Raw genomic sequence first — 23,062 nt, 5'->3', positions numbered from 1 at the left:
GCTGGTGCGCCCGGCGGGGATCGAACCCACGACCCCAGGTTTCGGAAACCTGTACTCTATCCAACTGAGCTACGAGCGCATGTGTGGGGCACATCATAGGAAAAAAACACTTGCAGGTAAAGCACGAAATACGTGCCAAGTGATTTTAATGCTTAATTAAACAGCAAGTTGTTCAATATTTTATATGCTTTGTGAAAGAAGCTGAATTGAATAGTTAATTGTACGTAAAGATCTTGCAAGTTCTTGAGGGGGAATGCGTGATTCTTGCAAACTTGTAATCCATTGTACCTGACATAATTTAAGCTCTTGTATTGTTCCAGTTTTCTCTATTTTTTGAACAAGTGGTTTAGTCATTAGTCCGCAATAACTGCTAAGTGTTTTTATCATTAACTGTTGTATTTCTTCGAAAGAAAGAGCCTCAGAAGATATTACTGGTTGAAAATATGTAGTACTGGACTGATCTAAAGTTTTTTGCTCGGAAAGCTGGATTTCTCCAACAAGATGGGGGGAATGCAGTATAGAACTATCAACAGATTCTTTTTGATTTTCTTCTACTTTATTTATGGCTGATGTTTTTAGAATAATTTCTTCATTAGTAGATGTATCGGTAGAGGCAATTGGGGCAATAAGTTTTAAGTCTATAAGTTGTTGAATCAGCTCTGGAGAAGCAATACGTTTTTTAAATTCACCATTTAAGTTCTGAAAATCTTCATGGTCTATTAATAGTAACAAACGTCTTTGTTTTGCATTTAAAACAATATTGCGTTGTTGAAGCGCAACTCTTCCCAAATTGGTTCTATAAAAACCAGCCATTACTTTTCCCCAATATAAAAATAAATCAGACTGTTCAATCTTGTGAGTCGAACAGTACTGTTTTTAATAAAATATAAATGGGGTTAACAATAAAACTTAAAAATGACAATATGATGAATAATCTATAAATATCATTTGGTTAAAATATTAAAAGGCACTTTCTAATGCTTTGCGAAGATAGACATCAAGCTCATCTTGGCGTAATAACCATTGAATATAGTCTTTAGGAAGTTCAGCAATTGCTGTGCCTTTATGCTTACCAAAGTTAACATTAGTGGGGATACGTGCTTCTTCAGAAATTCGGTAGAGCTCTTCAATATCTTGAATATTTAGATGATAGACAATATGCATCAAAATATTAGCAGTCAAAATAATATCGGCATCGGCACGGTGAGCACCTTTAAGCATTTCCCTAGCTTTACTGCTGCCTTGAGAAATCATATAGATCAGTGCTGAGATATTATGAGCCTCTGCATCTGCCCAAACTTTACGTGCTAAAGCTAAAGTACAAATCGGTTTAATATTCGATACATCAACACCACAACGAGCAATCGCGGCAATATCGTAATCAATATTGTGGCCAATAATATAAGTTGTGGTCTCTGGCAATTTAAAGGTTTTATAGTGAGGCTGGTTTTCTAAATCTGTTTCTAATATGTGGTGTACTGCCATTGCAGCATAAGAGATAGGCGCACCAACCTGATAGAGCTGATCAAACAATTTGCTTTTATCTAAGGTGAGTTTTCCTTCATTCAGTTCAATCGGGGCATACGCAATTTCAATAGGCAAACCATTTAGTGTATGAGTTTCTGTATCTAAAATAATGGCTTGCATATTTGGCCCTTTAAAAAATCACGAGTAGCTATGAATGGTAACAGTTGGCTATTCACTTTAAAACATAAAGAGAGGGTTAGATGTGAACAAGAAATTCAATTTATGTTGAGAAGTAGAAGATTTCGGTGCTAATTTTGATCAAATATGACTTGCCAAAAATTAAGTTTAGGCGTAATTGTTTGTAAGACATTTAAAATGTTACTAAAAACTAAAGCACAACAAAAATGGAATTTAAGGGATATAGCAATGAAAATGAAACTGTTCATGACCAGTGTTCTTAGCACAAGTTTATTGTTGACGGGATGTGGTGGAGGAAGTAGTGATGATGACTCACCGATTGTTGATCCATCCGGTACTCCTGCCAATAATATTCAAAATCCAGTTGTTAAAGTTGATGCCTATACAAGTACCAATTTGGGAACAGTAGCTGCAGAAAGTAGCATTTTAACTTATAAAATGTTGGGCCAAAGTGGGCAAGAGGTGCAGGCAACCAGTTTGGTATTCACACCAAACACTCCACCACCAGCAGGCGGTTGGCCAATTGTAGTCTGGGCACATGGAACAACTGGTGTTGCAGATGTTTGTGCACCAAGTAAAACGGCTTTAGCAGACAGTACAAAAGATTTAATTAGTAAGTTACTTACAGCGGGTTATGTTGTCGTTGCACCTGACTATGAAGGTTTGGGCACACCAGGAATACATCCTTTTTTAAATGTTAAAAGTGAGGCTTTTTCAATTACAGATGCGGTGGTTGCAACGCGTAACTATTTATCACAGCGTAATTTATTAACTTCAAAAAAATGGCTTACAGTCGGGCATTCACAAGGGGGACATGCTGCGTTGAGTGCTGCACAATATGCGAGTCGTGCGCAGCTAGACTATAAAGGTACGGTAGCGGTAGCACCAGCTTCTAATTTAGGTTTTATTTTAATTGCGGGTGAACAAGCTGTTGCAAATGAGACCTTGGATAAAAAGATCCCAATGTATGCACAGCTTGATACTTATACAGCTTTAGTTACAGCTGGCATTCGAAATACACAGCCAAGCTTTAATTATTCGCAGGTATTTACTTCACAAACAGAAAGTACAGCACAGCAGGCAGAAACGATTTGTGCGGGACCATTAGCGCAAACTTTTGCAGTTAATATGCAAACCTACGCAGAAACACATGGCGGCACACTGGATGGTTATACACGTACACAAACTAACTTTATGGGTGTCCCGATTGTTAAAACATTCTTAGATAAAGATTCGCAGCCGCTACAAGCAAAAGTCACTACACCGATTATTATTTATCAAGGGGTAGCGGATTCGACAGTACCTAAAGTCGCAACGGATATCTTGATATCTAATGCCACTGTCGTAGGCACTAAAATTAATAGTTATGTGACTGGTAACTGGGACCATAATACGGCGATGAGTAGTAATGTAGACAACATTGTTGGAAATGTTCAGACTTTGCTAACAGCACAATAGAGTTATTGATATTTAAAGTATTTTTAACATCATTTTAATCTAGCGTTAACGATGAAAAAATTTAAAATATAAGCGTTAAACCAGCTTTTTTATTGATTTATAAACAATGGCTCATTTTTTATAAAACTTGAGCCATTTTTATTTAAAACTGAGCTAACTTCATTCTGTTTAATTATAAAGTTCATGCTACAATATGTCGCAATCTTAGCACGGCTTAAAAGCCCTACTTATAGGACCCCCGCTAATGTTTGCCAATATTTCCATTTCTGAATTTGATCCAGAATTAGCTCAAGCAATTGCTTCTGAAGGTGAGCGTCAAGAAGCACATATCGAGTTAATTGCATCTGAAAACTATTGCTCTCCTGCTGTGATGGAAGCGCAAGGATCAAAACTTACGAACAAATATGCAGAAGGTTATCCAGGTAAACGCTATTATGGCGGTTGCGAATATGTGGATATCATTGAGCAAATGGCGATTGATCGTGCTAAAGAACTTTTTGGTGCAGATTACGCAAACGTTCAACCACACGCTGGCTCACAAGCTAACTCTGCTGTTTATCTAGCGCTTCTTAACCCAGGCGATACTGTTTTAGGTATGAGCTTGGCTCACGGTGGTCACTTGACTCACGGTGCAAAAGTAAGCTTCTCTGGTAAAACTTATAACGCGGTTCAGTATGGTCTAAACTCTGAAACTGGCGAGATCGATTACGAAGAAGTTGAACGTTTAGCATTAGAGCACAAGCCACGTATGATCGTTGCTGGTTTCTCTGCTTACAGCCGTGTTGTAGATTGGCAACGTTTCCGTGACATCGCGGACAAAGTTGGCGCTTACCTTTTTGTTGATATGGCTCACGTTGCAGGTCTTGTAGCTGCGGGTGTATATCCAAACCCAGTTCAAATTGCTGACGTAACCACAACTACGACTCACAAAACACTTCGTGGTCCACGTTCTGGTTTAATCCTTGCGAAAGCGAATGAAGAAATCGAGAAAAAACTTCAATCAGCTGTATTCCCTGGTAACCAAGGTGGTCCATTGATGCATGCGATTGCTGCTAAAGCGATCTGCTTCAAAGAAGCAATGTCTGATGACTTCAAAGCTTACCAACAACAAGTTGTGAAAAATGCTCAAGCTATGGCTGAAGTATTAATCGCTCGTGGTTATGACGTTGTTTCTGGCGGTACTGACAACCACTTATTCTTGTTATCTTTAATTAAACAAGACGTAACTGGTAAAGAGGCAGATGCTTGGTTAGGTGCTGCTCACATTACTGTTAATAAAAACTCAGTTCCAAATGATCCACGCTCTCCATTTGTGACTTCTGGTATCCGTATCGGTACTCCAGCAGTAACAACTCGTGGTTTCGGTGAAGCTGAAGTTCGTGAACTTGCTGGTTGGATCGCTGATGTGATTGACAGCAAAGGTGACGAAAAAGTTATTGCTGATGTAAAAGCGAAAGTTGAAACTGTTTGTGCAAAATTCCCTGTATATGCACAATAAGTTGTAGATATAAAAAAAGCGCCGTATGGCGCTTTTTTTATATCTAGTTAATTACGTAAGAATTAACTTTTAGTTTTTAGCGATGACTCGGCATCATACCATCCACCACCTAATGCCCGAATTAAATCTACACTAGCCATCATTCTGCTGCCGTTAAGCTGAGCAGAAAGTTGCTCTTGTTGCAAAATAGTACGGTCAGAATCAATTACATCAAGATAGCTGATAGCACCTTCACGATAACGTAGATGAGAAAGCTGATTTGCATGGCGAGAAGAGGAGAGAGCTTGATTTTGAGCTTGAATTTGCTGATCGAGAATGCGTTGATCGGACAAACCATTTTCAACTTCACGGAATGCATTCAGCACTGTTTGGCGATAATTCGCAACGCTTTCTTCATAAGCAGCTCGCGCTTGAGCAACTCCAGCTTTACGTTGCCCACCATCAAACAAGGGTAAAGATAAAATAGTGCCTGCGACTGGCCCAAGCAAGAATGTGCGGCTCGACCATTTACCTAAATCACCTAAAGTTGATGATTCATAACCGAGAGCACCTGTTAGATCTAGTTTTGGAAAAAAAGCAGCGCGTGCAATTCCAATACGTGCGTTATCTGCTGCCATAGCACGTTCAGCAGCAGCAATGTCAGGCCGTCTTTCAAGCAAAGTTGAAGGTAAACCTGCTGGAAGGCGAATGCTGTTTGTTGCTAAGGGTTGAGCTGCTAGGTTGAAGTCAGCTGGCGTTTTTCCAAGTAAAACAGCAAGTGCATGTTCTGCAGTTGTTCGGTTACGGGCAATGGTTAGTGCATTGGTTTGGGCTGTAGCCAGTTCAGTCTGCGCGCGAGAAACATCTAATTCACTGACTAAACCATTACGAAATCGAGTTTGAACTAGATCTCTAGTCTCACCAAGTAATTTAATAGTGCGATTATAAATTACTTGTTCAGCATCAAGCTGGCGAATTAGAAAATAGCCTTGTGCAACATCTGCTTGTAATGCTAAAAGTGCCGACTGGTATAGCGCTTCTTGTTGCTGTACATCGGCTGTTGCTGCATTGACATTACTAGCAATACGGCCAAATAAATCGAGCTCATATGAAACACTAGCTTGGGCACGCCATAAGGTTTGTGCAGATGTATGCGCATTATCATCTAAACCCAGTGAAGCGGGAGATGGTTTTTGGCGAGTTGGGCCAAAGCCAGCACCAATACTTGGTAAGCGTTCCGCTTGCGCTGCTGAACGTAACGCACGTGAAGCCTGAATATTGGCAGCAGCAGCTTTAAGGTTTTGGTTACCAGCAATTGCTTGTTGCTCTAGTTCGTTTAATAGTGGGTCATTAAAAACACGCCACCATTCGCCACGTGATTGTGCATCGGCAGGTTGAGCAATTTTCCAGTTACTATCTTCAAGTTTAGGGTCTGACTCTTTAAATTTGACTGGAACTATCACCTTTGCAGGTTGATATTCTGGAGCCAATGAGCAGCCTGCAAGGAGCAGGCTTCCCATGAGTGAGGACACTAACCATTTTTGTTTTGATGATGTCATCAAATGTCCTCCTTAGTGATCATGTGGGTTAGCTAATGGCGCTTCATGAACGGCTGCCGAATGCAGTTTATGTTTGCTGTTGAGTGTACGAATCAGGACATAAAAGGCAGGGGTGAGGAATAAACCAAACAACGTTACTCCGATCATGCCAAAGAACACGGCAATACCCATGGCATGACGCATTTCAGAACCTGCACCTGTTGAGGTAACCAGTGGTACTACACCCATAATAAATGCAATTGACGTCATTAAAATTGGGCGTAAACGCAGACGACTTGCTTCAACTGCGGCATTAAATGCAGTTGCACCTTGCATTTCAAGTTCCCTTGCAAATTCGACAATCAAAATGGCATTTTTACAGGCCAGCCCGACCAGTACCATCAGACCAATTTGGGTAAAGATATTGTTATCTCCACCTGTCAGCCAAACACCTGTCAGAGCCGCCAAGATTCCCATTGGCACAATGAGAATTACAGCTAATGGCAGAGTTAAGCTTTCGTATTGTGCTGCCAATACTAAGAACACCAGTAGTACACTGATTGGGAATACCCATAGTCCTGCATTACCAGCCAAGATTTTTTGGTAGGTTAAATCAGTCCATTCAAACTTAATGCCGCGTGGTAAGGTTTGAGCAGCAATACGTTCAACAGCAGCTTCAGCTTGGCTAGATGAATAGCCCGGTGCAGGGCCGCCGTTAATGTCCGCTGAGGTATAGCCGTTATAACGCACTACCATTTCTGGACCGTAGGTTTGAGTCACATTCACCAATGAGGATAAAGGCACCATTTGTCCGGCACTGTTGCGGGTTTTAAGCTGCAAAATATCTTCAGGGTTAGCACGGAAAGGAGCATCGGCTTGCGCTCGAACCTGATAAACACGTCCAAAGCGGTTAAAGTCGTTGACGTACTGAGAGCCTAAATAAATCTGCATGGTGTTGAACACATCGGTTACAGCCACACCTTGCTGCTTGGCTTTTACACGGTCCAGATCAACATTAAGCTGAGGTACATTAATTTGATAACTTGAGAACATTGGACCAAGTTCAGGGGCCGATTGTGCTGCTTTCATAAAGTTTTGTGCAGCATCATTCAATGCCGAATAGCCTAAGGCACCTCGGTCTTCAAGTTGGAGTTTAAAGCCGCCCATAGTACCTAAGCCCATCACGGGTGGTGGTGGGAAAACTGCAATATAGGCATCTTGAATGGCTGAATATTTCTGGTTGAGAGTACCTGCAATTGCATTAGCAGATAAGTCTTTGGCCTTACGTTCATCGAATGGCTTTAAGGTCACAAAGACAATACCGGCACTTGAGCTGTTGGTAAAACCGTTAATGGATAAGCCAGGGAAGGCAACAGCACTTTCTACACCAGGTTGCTTAAGTGCTGTATCGCTCATTTTACGAATGACTGCTTCGGTACGATCTAATGAAGCGCCATTTGGTAATTGAGCAAAGCTAATTAAATATTGTTTGTCTTGGGCAGGAACGAAGCCACCAGGAACAATATAAGAAATACCAACGGTTAAGCCGAGAAGTGCTGCATAGACACCCATTGCCGATGCTTTATGAGATATGACACGACTTACGCCTTTACCATAGTTGTCTGACGCACGGGTAAATACGCGGTTAAACAGCGCAAAGAAACGTCCAAATATGCGGTTCATAATGCGTGTTAATGCATCAGGTTTAGCATCGTGCCCTTTAAGTAACATGGCAGCTAAAGCTGGAGAGAGCGTAAGGGAGTTAAATGCCGAAATGACAGTTGAAATGGCAATGGTCATGGCAAATTGTTTATAAAATTGCCCTGTTAAGCCTGTCATAAAGGCAAGTGGAACGAACACGGCAACCAGCGTTAAAGCAATCGCTATAATTGGACCACTTACTTCTCGCATGGCGCGATAAGTTGCATCTCTTGGGCTTAAGCCTGCTTCAATATTCCTCTCGACATTTTCGACAACGACAATCGCGTCATCGACCACAATGCCGATGGCAAGTACCATCCCGAATAGCGATAACGCATTGATGGAATACCCAAAGGCAAGCATAAGTGCAAATGTACCAATAATAGAAACTGGTACCGCAAGCAATGGAATAATCGACGCGCGCCATGTTTGTAAGAATAAAATAACAACCACAACAACCAGTGCAATTGCTTCAAGCAAGGTATGAACGACTGCTTTAATACTAGAGCGTACGAATTGAGTCGGGTCGTAAACAATGTCGTATTTAATTGAAGATGGGAAATCTTTTGAAAGCTCTTTCATCGTGCTACGCACTTGATCGGAAACTTGCAAAGCATTGGCACCCGGAGCTTGGAAAATTGGAATGGCAACTGCTTGTTTATTATCAAGCAATGAACGCAAGCCATATTGTGAGGCTGCAAGTTCAACACGGGCAACATCACCCAATCGGGTAACCGCGCCATCGGGTGCAGTTTTTAAAATAATGTCTGCAAATTCTTGCTCAGTCGTTAAGCGACCTTGAGCATTCACTGAAAGTTGTACAGGTGAATTAGTTGGTGACGCACCAATTGTACCTGCCGCAACCTGAATATTTTGTTCACGGATTGCATTCACAATTTCAGTGGCTGTGAGATTACGTTGCGCTACTTTTTGTGGGTCGAGCCACACACGCATAGCGTAGTCACCAGAACCAAATAAACCGACTTCACCTACACCTTGTAAGCGTGCCAAACGATCTTTTACGTTCAGTACAGCGTAGTTACGTAAGTAAGTCATGTCGTAGCGGTTATCTGGTGAAGTCAGATGTACAACCATGGTTAAAGTGGGAGAGCTTTTTAACGTGGTGACACCTAAACGCTGTACATCTTCAGGTAAACGAGGCATTGCCTGAGACACGCGGTTTTGAACCAATTGTTGAGCTTTATCTGGGTCAATACCGAGTTTGAAGTTCACGGTAATGGTTAAGTTACCGTCGCTGTTTGCTTGAGATTGCATATACAGCATGTCTTCGACGCCGTTGATCGATTCTTCAAGCGGAGAGGCAACAGTTTCGGCAATTACTTTTGGGTTTGCACCCGGATATTGAGCGCGCACCACCACAGATGGCGGAACAACTTCTGGATATTCGGAAATCGGTAACTTAAATACTGAAAGTAGACCAGCAAGCAAAATCAATACTGATAACACACCAGCAAAGATCGGCCGATCAATAAAAAATTTGGAAATATTCATATGCGATTAACCTTTTGCCGGAGTTGATATTTTTTCTGTTGGCTGAGGTTGAGGCGTGTTAGTACTTGCAGTGATTTGTGCATTCGGCATCGGGACGAGGTGCGGCGTAACTGGGTCACCCGGACGAATGCGCTGTAAACCATTCACCACAATACGGTCGCCCGCTTGTAATCCGCTATTTACGATTTGCAAGCCATCTTGTTGCGCCCCGATTTTTATTTCACGGTAAGCGGTCTGGTTTTTAGCATCGACTACAACAACAAAACGCTTATCTTGATCGACCCCAATTGCGGTTGGGCTAATGAGAATGGCTGAACGTGGTTGGCCGCCACCTAGACGAATCCGAGCATATAAACCCGGTAATAAAACTCCGTTTGGGTTGTCGAAAGTCGCTCGAACACGAATCGTACCTGAGGTTGTATCTAGGTTATTGTCGATTGAGTTGATAGTCCCTTCACGCGAGAAACCAGTTTCATTGGCAAGTCCCATATAGACAGGAACCTGTGCTGAATTGCGTTGATTACTGATGTATTTCAGGTAAGTTTGTTCATCAACATCAAAAGATGCATAGAGACGGGATACTGACACTAAACTCGTTAAAACTTGTGCTCCGTTACCCGCAGAAACCACATTACCCACGGTCACTTCAGCACGAGAAATTCGGCCGCTGACTGGTGCAGTAATACGGGTGTATTCAAGATTTAAGCGTGCAGATTGAACGGCTGCTCTGGCTGCTTGTAGGTTGGCACTGGCTGAGCGTGCATCATTTTCTGCCAGATCAAGCTCTTGGCGTGATACAGCATTACTTTGAATTAGACGTTGTATACGGGAAAGATTGGTTGCTGTATAGGTGACTTGCGCTTCGGCTGAAGCAAGTTGTGCTTGTGCACGATTGAGTTCTGCTTCAAATGGACGAGGGTCAATTGTAAAAAGTAACTCGCCTTTTCTAACCAGACTCCCATCTTTAAAATGAACGGCAATGAGTTTGCCCGAAACCTGAGGCCGAATATCAACTTGATCAATGGCTTCTAAGCGACCGGAATATTCTTGCCAATCGGTAATGGTTTTGCTGACGACAGGAGAGACATCAACAGTAGCAGCTTGTTGGGCTGTGGTCGGTGCAGCTTTTGCATCGGCATTTTCATGTAGAAATATAAAACTGCCTCCCGTTGCTAAAAGGGCAACAAAGATGGCAGACAGTGCGAACTGTTTGCGGGAAAATGACATGAGGTGCTCCTACTTATTTGGATACCTGTTTTCAGACTTTTAATTATGGTCCGTATGGGAGAAACAGGGTTTGGGGGATGGACGGAGCATAAAAGTTTGTCAATCACGAATAAATATATTAAATTCGATAACACTATTCGTATTTTTATAACAATTGATGTATTTGAATTAAAAAATGCATTGATAGGAGTGTGCGTGTGGATCTATTTCATGCGATGAAAGTATTTAACAAAGTTGTCGAAACAAATAGTTTCAGTTTAGCTGCTGACAGTTTAGGCCTACCGCGTGCTTCTGTGACCACAACCATTCAGGGTTTAGAGAGACATTTACAAGTTCGCTTATTGAACCGAACCACTCGTAAACTCAGTTTGACACCCGATGGTGCGGTTTATTATGAACGTACTTCGCGAATTTTAGCCGATGTTGAAGATGTTGAATCGAATTTTCATGATTCGGAACGTGGACCACGAGGCCGACTACGTATTGATGTTAAAGCCTCGATTGGGCGGCTGATCCTGATTCCGATGCTTTGTGACTTTCATGCCAAGTATCCCGATATTGATTTGGTGATTGGAATGAGTGATCGTCCAGTGGATTTGGTACAAGATGCGGTGGACTGTGTCATTCGTATTGGTCAGCTGAAAGATTCAAGTTTGGTTGCACGTCGTATCGGAACAATTCAGTGTGTGACGGTTGCTGCACCCCGTTATTTGGCTGAACATGGTGAACCCCAAACCATTGAAGATCTACAAAAACATCAGGTCGTGCATTACTTTAATAGTCGTACCGGACGTAATATTGACTGGGATTTTATGGTTGATGGTGAGATTCATAGCGTTGGCGTGAAAGGGCGTGTTTCTGTCAACGATGGTGATTCATATGTGGGGCTTGCAGTTCAAGGTTTCGGTTTAATTCAGTGTCCGCGTTTCATGGTTGCCGACCATCTGGAGTCGGGAGCCTTGAAAGAGGTTCTTACAGAGTGGCGTCCAGCACCAATGCCAATTTCTGTTGTTTATTTACAAAATCGGCATTTATCGCCTAAAGTTCGTGTGTTTGTAGATTGGGTGGCTGAATTATTTGCGAGTTGCCATCTATTAAGTGGTTGCTCAATGTCATGGGATCAGAAATGTGAATTTGCCAGTGCCAAAGAACATAACCATGAATATACCATTCGGACATTGGTTGAAAATGAAAATATGGCAGAAGCCTATGCACTCAAAAATTAGCTTCATATTTTGAGTGATTTTTCAACAATTAATCACTTAATACAATCCACTGTTTAGTCATCTTCATAAATCCTTAATTTATGGTATAGAAATTGCAATTATTTCGGCAGAAGAGTAAGTTAGAAATACTCAAATTTTTATCACCTTATTTGGATTTTTAAGGAGAAGCTTCAAGATGGCAAGCTTTATGAAAAAAATGTTCGTTTCAACAACCTTAGTTTTGGCTGCTGTTGCGACGAATGTTCAAGCAAAGGATTGGAAGGTGATTCGTTTTGGTACTGAGTCCTCTTATGCGCCGTTTGAATATAAAACACCAGATGGCAAGTTAACTGGTTTTGACGTTGATTTGGGTAATGCCGTTTGTGCAAAACTCAAAGCCAAATGTGTTTGGGTTGAAAACTCTTTTGATGGGATGATTCCAGCACTTAAAGCGAAAAAATTTGACGGCATTCTTTCATCAATGACGGTCACTGATGAACGTGCGAAACAAATTTTGTTTAGTAACAAAGTCTACAACACGCCAACGCGTATGGTTGCAAAAAAAGGCTCGCCGTTATTGCCTACAGCTGCCTCTTTGAAAGGTAAACGTGTAGGTGTACAACAGGGCACAATTCAAGAAACTTATGCTAAAACCTATTGGGCACCAAAAGGTGTAACCGTTGTACCTTATCCAGTCCAAGATTTGATTTATCAAGACATGATGTCAGGTCGTTTAGATGCAACTTTACAAGATGCAATCATGGTTGATGGTGCTTTCTTAAAACAACCAAAAGGCAAAAACTTTGCATTTGTCGGTGGCAATGTAGTTGATGCAAAAACACTGGGTGTAGGTGCAGCGATTGGTTTACGCAAAGAAGATGCAGATTTAAAAGCGAATATTGATAAAGCACTCGCAGCAATCATTGCGGATGGTACATACAAGAAACTAGAGAAAAAATATTTCTCCTTTAACATTTACTAATGATGTGAAAAATGTCGGCTGAGTGCCGACATTTTTAAATCTATTCTCATCTCATCAATATTAGATATTGTTTTTAAGGAGAAGATGAGTCATGTTTTTATCTGGCTATGGGCCACTCCTTCTCAGCGGGACATGGATGACCCTCCAGCTTGCGCTGTTGTCACTTTTGCTTTCTGTCATTATTGGCTTAATTGGTGCGAGCTCAAAACTCTCTAGTTTTAAAGCCTTACGCTATATTGCGACCGCCTATACGACACTCATCCGTAGTGTGCCAGACTTGGTCATTATGCTGCTGTTATTTTATAGCTTGCAGTTGGGTCTAAACCAAATTACTGAATCACTGCAAATGGACCAAATTGATATCAATCCATTTGTGGCTGGTGTGATTACTTTAGCGTTCATTTATGGTGCATATTTTACCGAGACCTTTCGTGGTGCATTTCAATCGGTTCCAACGGGGCAAATTGAAGCAGCAAAGGCCTATGGTATGACCCCTTGGCAGGTTTTTCGCCGTGTATTATTCCCTCAAATGATGCGTTTTGCATTGCCAGGCATTGGTAACAACTGGCAAGTCTTGATTAAGGCAACCGCACTGGTTTCAATTATTGGCCTGACTGACATTGTAAAAATTACACAAGATGCAGGTAGAAGTACCATGCAACTGTTCTTTTTCAGCATCGTGGCTGCTGCCATTTATTTGGCAATTACCACCGTCTCGAACCTGATTTTAATGTGGCTTGAACGTCGTTATTCTGCTGGTGTGAGGAAGGGACAATTATGATTGAAATCCTTCAACAATATTGGCAGGCATACCTTTGGACTGATGGTTTACAAATGACCGGAGTGGCGATGACTGCTTGGTTATTGGTGCTTTCTATTGGTATTGGTTTTGTGCTTGCTGTGCCTTTATCACTTGCACGAGTATCAGAAAATCTTTGGTTGCGTGGCCCAGTTTGGTTGTATACCTATGTTTTTCGTGGCACACCACTGTACATCCAATTGCTGATTATTTACTCAGGCATTTACAGCTTTGATTACATCCATGAACAGCAGACTCTCGATGCATTTTTTCGAGAGGGTATAAATTGCACCATTTTGGCATTCGCGCTCAATACTGGTGCATATACCACTGAAATCTTTGCTGGAGCGATCCGTTCTATTCCACATGGCGAGATTGAAGCTGCACAAGCTTTCGGTATGTCCAAATGGAAACTCTATACTCGCATTATCATTCCATCGATGTTGCGCCGTGCTTTACCATTTTATGGGAATGAAGTCATTTTGATGTTGCACGCGACAACCATTGCATTTACAGCAACTGTTCCTGACATTTTAAAAATTGCGCGTGATGTGAATGCGGCAACCTATGACACCTTCAATGCTTTTGGAATTGCCGCGGTGTTGTATGCGATGCTGGCATTTATTTTGATTTGGCTATTTCGTAAGTTGGAAAAACGTTGGTTGGCATTTTTAAAGCCATCGAATCATTAGGAGACATAAATAATGGAACAAGTTGCAAAACTAGTGATTCGTGATTTACACAAAACATTTGGCGATCATGAAGTACTGAAAGGGATATCACTTGATGCAAATGCTGGTGATGTCATTAGTATCATTGGTTCATCTGGTTCAGGTAAAAGTACCTTGCTACGTTGTATTAACTTTTTAGAACAACCGAGCAATGGCACCATTAAACTTAATGGTGAAAAACTACGCACAGTCTTTGATAAAAAAGGCAATTTAAAAGTGGTTGACCCAAAGCAACTACAAAAAATGCGTACCCAGCTCATGATGGTATTTCAGCATTTTAATTTATGGTCACACATGACGGTGCTGGAAAATGTTATTGAAGGACCAATTCATGTACTTGGGGTAAAACGTGCTGAGGCAGAAGAGCGGGCGCGGAAATATCTACGTAAAGTTGGTTTGCCTGAAAGTGTTGAAAGTAAATATCCTGCATTTTTATCTGGTGGCCAGCAGCAGCGTGTAGCGATTGCTCGTGCTTTGGCTATGGAACCGGAAGTTATGTTGTTTGATGAACCAACCAGTGCGCTTGACCCAGAGTTGGTGGGTGAAGTACTCAAAGTAATGCAAGGCTTGGCTGAAGAAGGGCGCACCATGATTGTGGTGACACATGAAATGGGTTTTGCGCGTCATGTGTCTAATCAAGTAATTTTTTTGCATCAAGGGAAGATTGAAGAACAGGGTCATCCTGATGAAGTACTCAATAACCCGAAAAGTGAACGCTTAAAGCAGTTTCTAACGGGCAGTTTAAAATAAGCTGTTCATACCGAGTATGGTGAAATTTTTTATAAAAGATTCTCACCGTACTCGGTTGTTTTTTTAATTATATTTTATAGATGAGTATTTTTAGAAAACACATTAATAATGATAATGCCTGCGATCATTAAAGTAAGACCAATGCAGGCTGCCAAGTCTAAATGCTGTTTGTAAAATATCCAGCCAATTGCAGAAATTAAAATAATACCCGCGCCAGACCAAATGGCATATGCAATTCCGATCGGAATTGTTTTTAGCGTCAGAGACAATAAATAAAAAGCAATTGCATAACCTACAACAGTAATAATCGAAGGAATTGGAACAGTAAAACCTTGAGATGCTTTTAAAGCTGAAGTTGCAATGACTTCACAAGCAATCGCAATTGCTAAATAAAGATAAGACATGGGGAGCTACGCCAGAATGAGTTTTAATCAATTTATATGAAATGTTGAAATGGTTTGACCAGTTTTAACGATTGTGCAATTTTTTTGGTACACAAATACAAGTAAATCAAACTGAACTGATCATTTGATTTTATCACTAGCAAAGTGGTATCAGCTATTTATTCGTTTATTTAATCATTGATCCGTGCAGTCATTTAGAGGATCAGCGACTTTAGCTTGATCCTCTATAAACTTTTTAAAAGATAGATTAGCCAACTATATTTAATCCCTTAAATTTTTCTAATAGTTGATCTTGGGTTTCAATATGTGCCGGATCTTGTTTTATACAATCGATTGGACAAACCGCCTTACATGTTGGCGCATCGTAAAAGCCTACACACTCGGTACAACGGAGTGGATCAATTTCATAAACTTTACTCCCTTCAAAAATGGCGATGTTGGGGCATTCCGGTAAGCACATATCACAATTAATACATTCACTTGTAATCAAAAGTGCCATTTTTAACTCGCTGAATAAGCTAATGTCGATGCAGTAATACTTTCCTTCGCATGTGGTAAGTTGCGTACGAGTAGTGCATAACTGATATCAACATCTTGGGAGAGTGGAATCTCAACGAAATGGCCTGAACCTTTGGCATCTATAATTGGGTTACCTTTTAAATCGCGCATCTCGGTTAAGCTAAAGGTAATATTGCCTTGAGGCGTCATGAGCTCAAGTGTGTCGCCAACCACAAAACGGTTTTTAACCTCAATACGAATATATTCGCCATAACGCCCTAAAACCTCTCCACAAAATTGTTGATAGTCAAAATGTGATGAGCCATCGGCATAGTTTTGATATTCACTGTGCACATGACGTCTTAAAAAGCCTTCGGTATAACCTCGGTTCGCCAAACCTTCGAGCTGTGTCATTAAGCTTGGGTCAAACGGTTTTCCAGCTAATGCATCATCAATCGCTTTTCGATAGATTTGGGCTGTACGGGCGCAATAAAAATATGATTTGGTACGGCCTTCAATTTTAAGCGAGGCTATGCCCATTTTCGTTAAACGATCTACATGTTGTACAGCACGTAAATCTTTCGAGTTCATAAAATAGGTGCCGTGTTCATCTTCTTCGGCAGCAAACATTTCTTCATCATTACGTTGTACTAATAAGGTTTGAGCTGAAGTTATTTCTGATTGTGCTGATGAGCAGCAAGACTTTTCTGACTTATTGAGCTGAGTGACTGGAATCACATCACCGTTTAAATCTTCTTGGGCTTCATGCAGCTTATAGTCCCAACGGCAAGCATTGGTACAAGCACCTTGATTGGCATCACGTTTGTTCATATATCCTGAAAGTAAGCAGCGACCTGAGTAGGCCATGCATAGTGCGCCATGCACAAAAACTTCAAGTTCAATATCGGGCACATGTTGCTGGATTTCTTCTATTTCTTCTAAAGACAACTCACGCGATAAAATGACACGGTTTAGACCGTAATCTTTCCAAAATTTAACAGTTGCCCAATTAATTGCATTGGCTTGAACCGATAGATGAATTTGTACATCAGGAAATCGCTCACGCACCATCATAATTAAGCCTGGATCAGACATAATGAGTGCATCAGGCTGCATAGCGATCACAGGTTCAAGATCACGAATAAAGTTTTTTAATTTGCTGTTATGTGGCTGGATATTCACCACAACATAAAACTTTTTACCCAAAGCATGAGCTTCATCAATTCCGATTTTTAAGTTGTCATGATCAAAAGCATTATTACGCACACGTAAACTGTAACGTGGTTGGCCTGCATATACGGCATCTGCTCCATAGGCAAATGCATAGCGCATGTTTTTAAGTGAACCTGCAGGAGAGAGGAGTTCGGTCTTCATAAAATAAAAGGCATAAAAAATATATGGTTTTATTTTATTAACTCTACATTTTTGATTCAACCTACTGAATTAGTAGGAATTTGATCTATGTTTTTTTGTGCAGGAAGCATATTTTTTGCCAGTTCTCCTAAGCGCATCAAAGCATTTAACATTTTGGGGTTCAACTCAAAACACGCTGCAATACGTAAGCAATGACTAAAACGTTTATCAGCCGAACATAAAATTCCTGGCATACATAAGATTTTTTCATCCATTGCCTGATGAAAGAGTTCTAGCGTATCAATAGATTCTGGTAGCTCTAACCATAAAATAAATCCAGCTTGTGGGCGACTGACTCGAGTACCGACTGGGAAATAGCGACAAATATAAGATTTGATGGTGTCAATTTGTTGTTGATAGCGTTTTTTGAGCTGCCGTAAGTGCAGATCGTAACCACCATTTTCTAAGAAAAGTCCTAAGGTTTCAGTGAGCAAAGCAGGCTCGGCTACCGTTGTTGTAAATTTCAGTTGCTGCACAATATTACGAAAGCGCCCAGCTTCTAACCAACCAATTCGATAGTCCGGCGCTACAGTCTTGGTGTAGCTACTACATACGAGAACCCATCCATTTTGATCAAATGCCTTAATGTTGGGTAAAAGAGGTTCGGCAAGTTGCAATTCGGCATACATTGCATCTTCAATGACGGGAACCTGAAACTGATTAGCTAGTTCTGCCAAGCGACGGCGGCTGCTTTCAGGCATGCTGAAACCGAGGGGATTGTGTCCTGTTGGAATCGTTAATATGGCTTGTACACTTTGAGATTTTAAGAGTTCTTCAAGTGTATCTAGACACATGCCTGTATGTGGTGAAGTGGGAACTTCTACAATTTTTCGGCCTAAATTATGAAGGAGTGGGTACAAATTATGAAAAGTAGGGATCTCAAGTGCAATGCTATCACCCGCTTGAGTTGTTGCCATAATCGCTAGGCTCAAGGCCTCCATGGTGCCATGAGTCAGCACAATATCATCTGCTGAAAGAAACATGCCCAGTTGCAAGCTTCGTCTAGCAATTTGTGTGCGTAGTCGTGTTGACCCAGGTGGTAAGGTATAGCTTTTAAAAATATCTGGTTGTGTACGTAAAACTTGAGCAGTTAAGCGTTTTAAACGTTCAATCGGGTAGAAGTTTTCTCCTGAGGGGCAAGCTAGGGCCAAATTAATATAGGCTGGGTCCATTTGCTTTTTAACGATTTGTGCGAGGAAGCAGCTAATACCTGAAAGTGGCACTTTTTCTTCACTCACATAACGTTCTTCGAGTTCTAGCAAGTTTGAAGGTGCATGACAAACATAGTAACCAGATTGAGGACGAACAGAAATCAAACCTTGATCTTCAAGCTGACGATACGCTTCTTTTACGGTGTTAATGCTAACCTGATAATGGTTTGCACAGTCTCGTATTGAAGGTAGACGCGAACCAATAGGCTGCCTTCCATTATGGATTTGAAGTATTAACTCATCACTCACTTTTTTATATTTGTACATATCAATTCATTAAAAAGCCAAAGCAATGGGTACACTTTATAGTGATCTGTTGTTTATCTCAAATATTGTGATTACTTTGGATTGGTCCGTTTAATCGAGTTTTACACTTAAAAACTGTGTCTATTATTTTTCATATTAACTGATACTGTAACCATTAAAGATATCTCAGTAAGATCAAAAGCATGGTGAGGATTTAAAACCATAATTTTTAATATCAAAATGAGTAGGAGTGGGTCTATGTCCGTTGTAGCATTTAAACAAGTTGATGTTTTTACTTCACAAGCATTTAAGGGAAATCCTGTCGCGGTGATTATGGATGCCAGTACCTTAACATCTGAGCAAATGCAGGCGATTGCCAATTGGACCAATCTCTCTGAAACTACATTTGTACTGCCTGCCACAGATTCGCAAGCTGATTATCAGGTTCGAATTTTTACTCCGCAAAATGAATTACCATTTGCAGGCCATCCTACAATTGGCACAGCCCATGCTTTACTTGAAGCTGGTCTAATTACTGCTAAAGAAGGAAAATTGGTACAGCAATGTGGTGCAGGTTTAGTTGCTCTTACGGTAAGTGAATTGAATCATATTTCCTTTGAACTACCACAACCTAAAATTACGCCATTAGATACTAAACAGACTCAAAAATTGGCAGAGATTTTAAAATGTCAGATTGACACTCAATGGAATGCTGCATTGGTTGATGTTGGGGCGCGTTGGGTTGTATTACAAGCTGTCAATGCCGAAGTTGTTTTAGCGACTCAACCAGACTTCGCTGCTTTAAAACAACATGATTTAGAAATGAAAGTTGGTGGAGCGACGGTTTATGGTTTTTATGAAAATAATGATGAGCAAAAACATATAGAAGTTCGCTCATTTGCCCCTTCAATTGGAATAAATGAAGATCCAGTTTGTGGTAGTGGTAATGGTAGCGTAGCGTCTTTTATTCGTTACCATGGTATTTTGCCTGCACAAAATGATCAGGTACTTTCTTCACAAGGTCGCGTTTTAGGACGTGACGGACAGCTTCAAATAAATTTATATCAAGATAAAATTTTAGTGGGTGGAAGCGCTGTTACCTGTATCGACGGCACGATTAACTTATAAAACAAATATAAAAAAACCGAGGACTTGGCCTCGGTTTTTTTAATTAGAAAAACTTATTTTTCTACGAACGCACGTTCAATTACGTAGTCGCCCATTACACCCATACGAGGTGATTCAACTAAACCGTGTTGGTCAAGTAACGCAGCAACATCTTTCAAGAAAGCAGGACTACCGCAAAGCATTGCGCGGTCAGTTTCACGGTTAAATCGTGGTAAACCAACTTTTTCAAATAAAGCACCAGTTTCAATTGCAGTGGTAACACGGCCTTGAGTGTGAAAAGGTTCACGAGTTACAGTAGGGTAGTAAACAAGCTTGTCTTTAATGCCTAACTCTTCAAAGAACTCATGGTTTGGTAATTCGTTCAAGATAAGGTCTTGATAAGCTAATTCAGAAATATAACGTGTACCATGAACAACAATTACTTTTTCAAAACGTTCGTAAGTTTCTGGGTCACGAATAATTGATAAGAATGGTGCAAGGCCAGTACCAGAAGATAAAAGGTACAAGTTTTTACCCGGTAAAAGGTCATCATGAACCAATGTACCTGTCGGTTTTTTAGAAATTAAAATTTCATCGCCAACTTGTACTTTTTGCAAAATCGAAGTTAAAGGACCTTCTTGTACTTTAATTGAGAAGAATTCTAACTCTTCTTCGTAATTTGCACTTGCAATCGAATACGCACGCATTAACGGTTTGCCATTCACTTCAAGTCCGATCATTACGAACTGACCATTTTTAAAACGTAAGCTAGTGTCGCGTGTAGTTTTAAAACTGAAAAGGGTGTCATTCCAGTGGTGAACATGAGTAATGCGTTCGACGTTAAAAGCAGCCATTAAAGGTCTCGATCACGATTAAAAGAAAACAGATTGCTATTCTAATCTAAATTCATTCCCGATAAACTGAATATATTTAATTGTGTTTATAAGAAAAAGTGATGATCAATTCTGTCACCCTCCCCATAATCGGCCACATGTGCTCTCCATATCGAGAAAAATTCGGTATTCCACGCCAGCCTAATTTGGTAAATATCGAGTCATATATTGAGATGGTAGAACCTTATAACGACTTGTTGGCTTTTGAGGGAATTGAACAATTTAGTCATCTCTGGCTAGTTTGGCAGTTTCATGACAATAAAAATCAGGGCAATGCAGATAAATTCCGTCCGCAAGTTCGTCCCCCACGTTTAGGGGGTAATGAAAAAATTGGCGTATTTACTACACGTAGCATGTATCGACCAGCACCAGTGGGCTTGTCTGTAGTGCGTTTAAAGAAAGTTGAAAAAGTTGGAAAGTCAGTACGAGTGTATGTCACAGGAAGTGATTTATTAGATGGAACTCCAATTCTAGATATCAAACCCTATATTCAATATTCTGATGCGATTGCTGATGCACAAAGTGGTTATGCCCATGCAGAACCAAAACGTAAATCAGTCATTTGGTCTGAACCTGCTCTAAATGCTCAAAAATATTTTTTACAAAATAAAGAAATGAATGATCAATACCTTGATGAGCTTGAGCAGGTATTGGCTTTAGACCCTCGGCCTGCCTATCAAGAAGATCCTGAAAGAATTTATAAAATGAAATTTTCCAGTTTCGATATCCATTTTAAAGTCGGTCAGATTGAAGTTACCTTAGTGGATATGGTCAAAGCTTCTACTGTGCAATAACTTCTATTTTAGAACCAATGGATGTTGAGCCAAAGTAAAGTAATAAAAATAGCCATATGAATGAGCTGGGCGGGAACGAAGGCAAGAGCATAAGTTAGCCCGCCCGAAATTGCAGAGTTTATACTTTTGGCAATTGCATGCACTGCAAAGCCTCCCATAAAAGCAATTAATAAAGGGGACATATGAGCACTATCAGGTTCACCTTGTACAATTACTGCGGCTATAGCTGCATGGATCTCAAACAAAGAAGCGAGTAACGTTCCGGCTATTAATCCTGCATCGCCTAAAGATATACTTAAACCATAAACACCTGCCTGAATGAGCGTAAGTGTTCCAGCAATAATAATGGCTTCTTTAAGACTAAACATTCTTGAGTCGAGTTCGGGTAAAGTAGTACTAGGCTCTGCTTTACGTAATAAAATAAAAGCCCATACCGCTAAAACAACTAATGCAATAAGGGCAGGAAATATAATTAGCTTAAACCAAGCAAAGCTAATACCGATCACAATAATTAAAGTTTGAATAAGTGTTGAAACGCAGGACATTAATGCAGCGCCCGCATTAGTCGTTGCATTTGCACGACCAGAACGTACTTCTAAACCCAGACTGGCAATAGCTGCTGTACTGGAAACAAAACCTGAAGCCAAAGACGAAAGTAAGAGCGCATTTTTAGAAGATAATAATCGTTTGGCAATATGAGCTAGTGCCTGTACAAATAAAATTAAAGTGAGCAATTTTAAAATAATATTCGGATTTAAAACTGGTCCCCAAAAGGGTTTATTCGGGACTAAAGGTAAAGCAATTAAAAGTAAGGCGAGTAGAAAAATTCCATCGCGCAATTCTGCCTCGGTAATCCATTGGCTAGCAATACCATGCATAGACTGCTTAGCTATTAAGATAGCCGTCATGATGACTGCTAAACTTGCTGCCAATGAAATATTCCAAATACAGAGAGCTCCAATGAAATAAGTCATGATAAATGCAAGTTCGGTAGTAACGCCTGGATCATTTGGCTGATTTTTTAGGGAAACGATGCTGATTGCACCGATGATTAAAGCTCCAACGATCCCAATTGAAATACCGAATAAAAAACAGATCGCACCTAATAAAGCACTAATTGCAAAAGATCGAAAACCAGCGAAAGTTTTATATTCATGTTTGAGTTTACTGTGTTCTCGTTCTAAACCAATTAATAAGCCACAGCCAAGCGCAGCAGCAATTATAGTAATGAATTCCTCAAAGGATGCAGTTTGTAATGACATTGTCATTGGAAGTCCCATATTACTTCCTCTTATGCTTATCGTTATATGTGGATTTTAATCATTTTAAAATCATGTGTTCGTTTCCAGTTTATGCTTTTTATTATAGTCAGCATAGTATCTTTTTTAGACAATGTAACATACAAAATATTTTAATAAACATGAACTATGACGCAAAAAAATATCAAGTTG

At 40.5% G+C, this 23,062-nt stretch carries 20 protein-coding genes, 1 tRNA gene and 1 pseudogene; 9 read left to right on the top strand and 13 right to left on the bottom strand.

Features of this window, described 5'->3' with window-relative positions; translation table 11 throughout:
* Positions 1–2: 2 nt before the first annotated feature.
* The 3 genes from BMW38_RS04850 to BMW38_RS04840 all read right to left on the bottom strand — a co-directional run bounded on the left by BMW38_RS04850 (position 3) and on the right by BMW38_RS04840 (position 1,647).
* Positions 3–79: transfer RNA gene (locus BMW38_RS04850), tRNA-Arg, on the bottom strand.
* Positions 80–180: 101 nt separating this feature from the next.
* Positions 181–813, bottom strand: coding sequence for a hypothetical protein (locus BMW38_RS04845; protein ID WP_092706260.1), 633 nt, complete (start codon positions 811–813; stop codon positions 181–183).
* 147 nt (positions 814–960) lie between these two features.
* Positions 961–1,647 (bottom strand): 3'-5' exonuclease, encoded by a 687-nt coding sequence (locus BMW38_RS04840; protein WP_092706258.1) that lies wholly within the window; start codon positions 1,645–1,647, stop codon positions 961–963.
* Positions 1,648–1,893: 246 nt separating this feature from the next.
* On the opposite strand from BMW38_RS04840, the gene BMW38_RS04835 reads away from it, so the two are divergent.
* Positions 1,894–3,123, top strand: a complete 1,230-nt coding sequence (locus BMW38_RS04835; protein ID WP_092706613.1) for an alpha/beta hydrolase — start codon at positions 1,894–1,896, stop codon at positions 3,121–3,123.
* Between the two features lie 92 nt (positions 3,124–3,215).
* Here BMW38_RS04835 and BMW38_RS19570 read toward each other — a convergent pair.
* Positions 3,216–3,308: pseudogene (locus BMW38_RS19570) on the bottom strand (hypothetical protein); the annotation flags it as partial.
* Positions 3,309–3,367: 59 nt separating this feature from the next.
* Between BMW38_RS19570 and glyA the strand changes: the two are divergent.
* Positions 3,368–4,621 carry a serine hydroxymethyltransferase gene (gene glyA / locus BMW38_RS04830; RefSeq protein WP_003650657.1) on the top strand — a complete coding sequence of 418 codons (1,254 nt, stop codon included), beginning with the start codon at positions 3,368–3,370 and terminating at the stop codon, positions 4,619–4,621.
* A 62-nt stretch (positions 4,622–4,683) separates the two neighbouring features.
* Here glyA and BMW38_RS04825 read toward each other — a convergent pair whose 3' ends face one another.
* The 3 genes from BMW38_RS04825 to adeF are packed head-to-tail and all read right to left on the bottom strand — an operon-like array spanning position 4,684 to position 10,578.
* Positions 4,684–6,159 (bottom strand): efflux transporter outer membrane subunit, encoded by a 1,476-nt coding sequence (locus BMW38_RS04825; RefSeq protein ID WP_092706256.1) that lies wholly within the window; start codon positions 6,157–6,159, stop codon positions 4,684–4,686.
* Positions 6,160–6,171: 12 nt separating this feature from the next.
* A complete protein-coding gene (gene adeG / locus BMW38_RS04820) occupies positions 6,172–9,351 on the bottom strand; it encodes a multidrug efflux RND transporter permease subunit AdeG (RefSeq protein WP_092706254.1) in 3,180 nt (1,059 codons plus the stop codon).
* A gap of 6 nt (positions 9,352–9,357) precedes the next feature.
* Positions 9,358–10,578: a multidrug efflux RND transporter periplasmic adaptor subunit AdeF gene (gene adeF, locus BMW38_RS04815; RefSeq protein ID WP_092706252.1), complete on the bottom strand. Its 1,221-nt coding sequence runs from the start codon at positions 10,576–10,578 to the stop codon at positions 9,358–9,360.
* Between the two features lie 197 nt (positions 10,579–10,775).
* Here adeF and BMW38_RS04810 point away from each other — a divergent pair, with 197 nt between their 5' ends.
* The 5 genes from BMW38_RS04810 (at position 10,776) to BMW38_RS04790 (ending at position 15,045) form a co-directional block, all read left to right on the top strand.
* A complete protein-coding gene (locus BMW38_RS04810; RefSeq protein ID WP_092706250.1) occupies positions 10,776–11,804 on the top strand; it encodes a LysR family transcriptional regulator in 1,029 nt (342 codons plus the stop codon).
* Between the two features lie 175 nt (positions 11,805–11,979).
* Positions 11,980–12,765 (top strand): ABC transporter substrate-binding protein, encoded by a 786-nt coding sequence (locus BMW38_RS04805; protein WP_092706248.1) that lies wholly within the window; start codon positions 11,980–11,982, stop codon positions 12,763–12,765.
* A gap of 91 nt (positions 12,766–12,856) precedes the next feature.
* Entirely contained in the window at positions 12,857–13,546 is a 690-nt protein-coding gene (locus BMW38_RS04800; RefSeq protein ID WP_092706246.1) for an ABC transporter permease, read from the top strand.
* Positions 13,543–14,256 (top strand): ABC transporter permease, encoded by a 714-nt coding sequence (locus BMW38_RS04795; protein WP_092706244.1) that lies wholly within the window; start codon positions 13,543–13,545, stop codon positions 14,254–14,256. Before BMW38_RS04800 ends, BMW38_RS04795 begins: the two co-directional genes overlap by 4 nt.
* 12 nt (positions 14,257–14,268) lie before the next feature.
* Positions 14,269–15,045, top strand: a complete 777-nt coding sequence (locus BMW38_RS04790; RefSeq protein WP_017387976.1) for an ABC transporter ATP-binding protein — start codon at positions 14,269–14,271, stop codon at positions 15,043–15,045.
* Between the two features lie 74 nt (positions 15,046–15,119).
* Here BMW38_RS04790 and abeS read toward each other — a convergent pair whose 3' ends face one another.
* From abeS to BMW38_RS04770, 4 genes are all read right to left on the bottom strand, one after another.
* Positions 15,120–15,449: a multidrug efflux SMR transporter AbeS gene (abeS, locus tag BMW38_RS04785; protein ID WP_003650669.1), complete on the bottom strand. Its 330-nt coding sequence runs from the start codon at positions 15,447–15,449 to the stop codon at positions 15,120–15,122.
* Between the two features lie 247 nt (positions 15,450–15,696).
* Positions 15,697–15,948: a YfhL family 4Fe-4S dicluster ferredoxin gene (locus BMW38_RS04780; RefSeq protein WP_092706242.1), complete on the bottom strand. Its 252-nt coding sequence runs from the start codon at positions 15,946–15,948 to the stop codon at positions 15,697–15,699.
* Positions 15,949–15,950: 2 nt separating this feature from the next.
* Entirely contained in the window at positions 15,951–17,321 is a 1,371-nt protein-coding gene (gene yegQ / locus BMW38_RS04775; RefSeq protein ID WP_092706240.1) for a prephenate-dependent tRNA uridine(34) hydroxylase TrhP, read from the bottom strand.
* Between the two features lie 56 nt (positions 17,322–17,377).
* Positions 17,378–18,844: an aminotransferase-like domain-containing protein gene (locus BMW38_RS04770; RefSeq protein WP_092706238.1), complete on the bottom strand. Its 1,467-nt coding sequence runs from the start codon at positions 18,842–18,844 to the stop codon at positions 17,378–17,380.
* A gap of 231 nt (positions 18,845–19,075) precedes the next feature.
* Here BMW38_RS04770 and BMW38_RS04765 point away from each other — a divergent pair, with 231 nt between their 5' ends.
* Positions 19,076–19,945: a PhzF family phenazine biosynthesis protein gene (locus BMW38_RS04765; RefSeq protein ID WP_092706236.1), complete on the top strand. Its 870-nt coding sequence runs from the start codon at positions 19,076–19,078 to the stop codon at positions 19,943–19,945.
* A gap of 53 nt (positions 19,946–19,998) precedes the next feature.
* Here BMW38_RS04765 and BMW38_RS04760 read toward each other — a convergent pair whose 3' ends face one another.
* Positions 19,999–20,778, bottom strand: a complete 780-nt coding sequence (locus tag BMW38_RS04760) for a ferredoxin--NADP reductase (protein ID WP_016137545.1) — start codon at positions 20,776–20,778, stop codon at positions 19,999–20,001.
* 101 nt (positions 20,779–20,879) lie between these two features.
* Between BMW38_RS04760 and tsaA the strand changes: the two genes are divergently transcribed.
* On the top strand, positions 20,880–21,611 hold the full coding sequence (gene tsaA, locus BMW38_RS04755) for a tRNA (N6-threonylcarbamoyladenosine(37)-N6)-methyltransferase TrmO (protein ID WP_092706234.1): 732 nt from the start codon (positions 20,880–20,882) through the stop codon (positions 21,609–21,611).
* A gap of 8 nt (positions 21,612–21,619) precedes the next feature.
* Here tsaA and BMW38_RS04750 read toward each other — a convergent pair whose 3' ends face one another.
* Entirely contained in the window at positions 21,620–22,891 is a 1,272-nt protein-coding gene (locus BMW38_RS04750) for an MgtC/SapB family protein (protein ID WP_092706232.1), read from the bottom strand.
* Between the last annotated feature and the right edge of the window lie 171 nt (positions 22,892–23,062).

The sequence above is a fragment of the Acinetobacter sp. yr461 genome (genome assembly GCF_900110445.1).
Classification (GTDB): Bacteria; Pseudomonadota; Gammaproteobacteria; order Pseudomonadales; family Moraxellaceae; genus Acinetobacter; species Acinetobacter calcoaceticus.
Note: the sequence above shows the minus strand (reverse complement) of the source record. Positions and strands in the feature narration are given on the sequence as shown.

What these genes read in the sequence shown, in the direction of transcription:
- BMW38_RS04845 (WP_092706260.1), bottom strand. Translation starts at nt 813, where the DNA reads ATGGCTGGTTTTTATAGAACCAATTTGGGAAGAGTTGCGCTTCAACAA.
- BMW38_RS04840 (WP_092706258.1), bottom strand. Translation starts at nt 1,647, where the DNA reads ATGCAAGCCATTATTTTAGATACAGAAACTCATACACTAAATGGTTTG.
- BMW38_RS04835 (WP_092706613.1), top strand. Translation starts at nt 1,894, where the DNA reads ATGAAAATGAAACTGTTCATGACCAGTGTTCTTAGCACAAGTTTATTG.
- glyA (WP_003650657.1), top strand. Translation starts at nt 3,368, where the DNA reads ATGTTTGCCAATATTTCCATTTCTGAATTTGATCCAGAATTAGCTCAA.
- BMW38_RS04825 (WP_092706256.1), bottom strand. Translation starts at nt 6,159, where the DNA reads ATGACATCATCAAAACAAAAATGGTTAGTGTCCTCACTCATGGGAAGC.
- adeG (WP_092706254.1), bottom strand. Translation starts at nt 9,351, where the DNA reads ATGAATATTTCCAAATTTTTTATTGATCGGCCGATCTTTGCTGGTGTG.
- adeF (WP_092706252.1), bottom strand. Translation starts at nt 10,578, where the DNA reads ATGTCATTTTCCCGCAAACAGTTCGCACTGTCTGCCATCTTTGTTGCC.
- BMW38_RS04805 (WP_092706248.1), top strand. Translation starts at nt 11,980, where the DNA reads ATGGCAAGCTTTATGAAAAAAATGTTCGTTTCAACAACCTTAGTTTTG.
- BMW38_RS04800 (WP_092706246.1), top strand. Translation starts at nt 12,857, where the DNA reads ATGTTTTTATCTGGCTATGGGCCACTCCTTCTCAGCGGGACATGGATG.
- BMW38_RS04795 (WP_092706244.1), top strand. Translation starts at nt 13,543, where the DNA reads ATGATTGAAATCCTTCAACAATATTGGCAGGCATACCTTTGGACTGAT.
- BMW38_RS04790 (WP_017387976.1), top strand. Translation starts at nt 14,269, where the DNA reads ATGGAACAAGTTGCAAAACTAGTGATTCGTGATTTACACAAAACATTT.
- abeS (WP_003650669.1), bottom strand. Translation starts at nt 15,449, where the DNA reads ATGTCTTATCTTTATTTAGCAATTGCGATTGCTTGTGAAGTCATTGCA.
- BMW38_RS04780 (WP_092706242.1), bottom strand. Translation starts at nt 15,948, where the DNA reads ATGGCACTTTTGATTACAAGTGAATGTATTAATTGTGATATGTGCTTA.
- yegQ (WP_092706240.1), bottom strand. Translation starts at nt 17,321, where the DNA reads ATGAAGACCGAACTCCTCTCTCCTGCAGGTTCACTTAAAAACATGCGC.
- BMW38_RS04765 (WP_092706236.1), top strand. Translation starts at nt 19,076, where the DNA reads ATGTCCGTTGTAGCATTTAAACAAGTTGATGTTTTTACTTCACAAGCA.
- BMW38_RS04760 (WP_016137545.1), bottom strand. Translation starts at nt 20,778, where the DNA reads ATGGCTGCTTTTAACGTCGAACGCATTACTCATGTTCACCACTGGAAT.
- tsaA (WP_092706234.1), top strand. Translation starts at nt 20,880, where the DNA reads ATGATCAATTCTGTCACCCTCCCCATAATCGGCCACATGTGCTCTCCA.
- BMW38_RS04750 (WP_092706232.1), bottom strand. Translation starts at nt 22,891, where the DNA reads ATGGGACTTCCAATGACAATGTCATTACAAACTGCATCCTTTGAGGAA.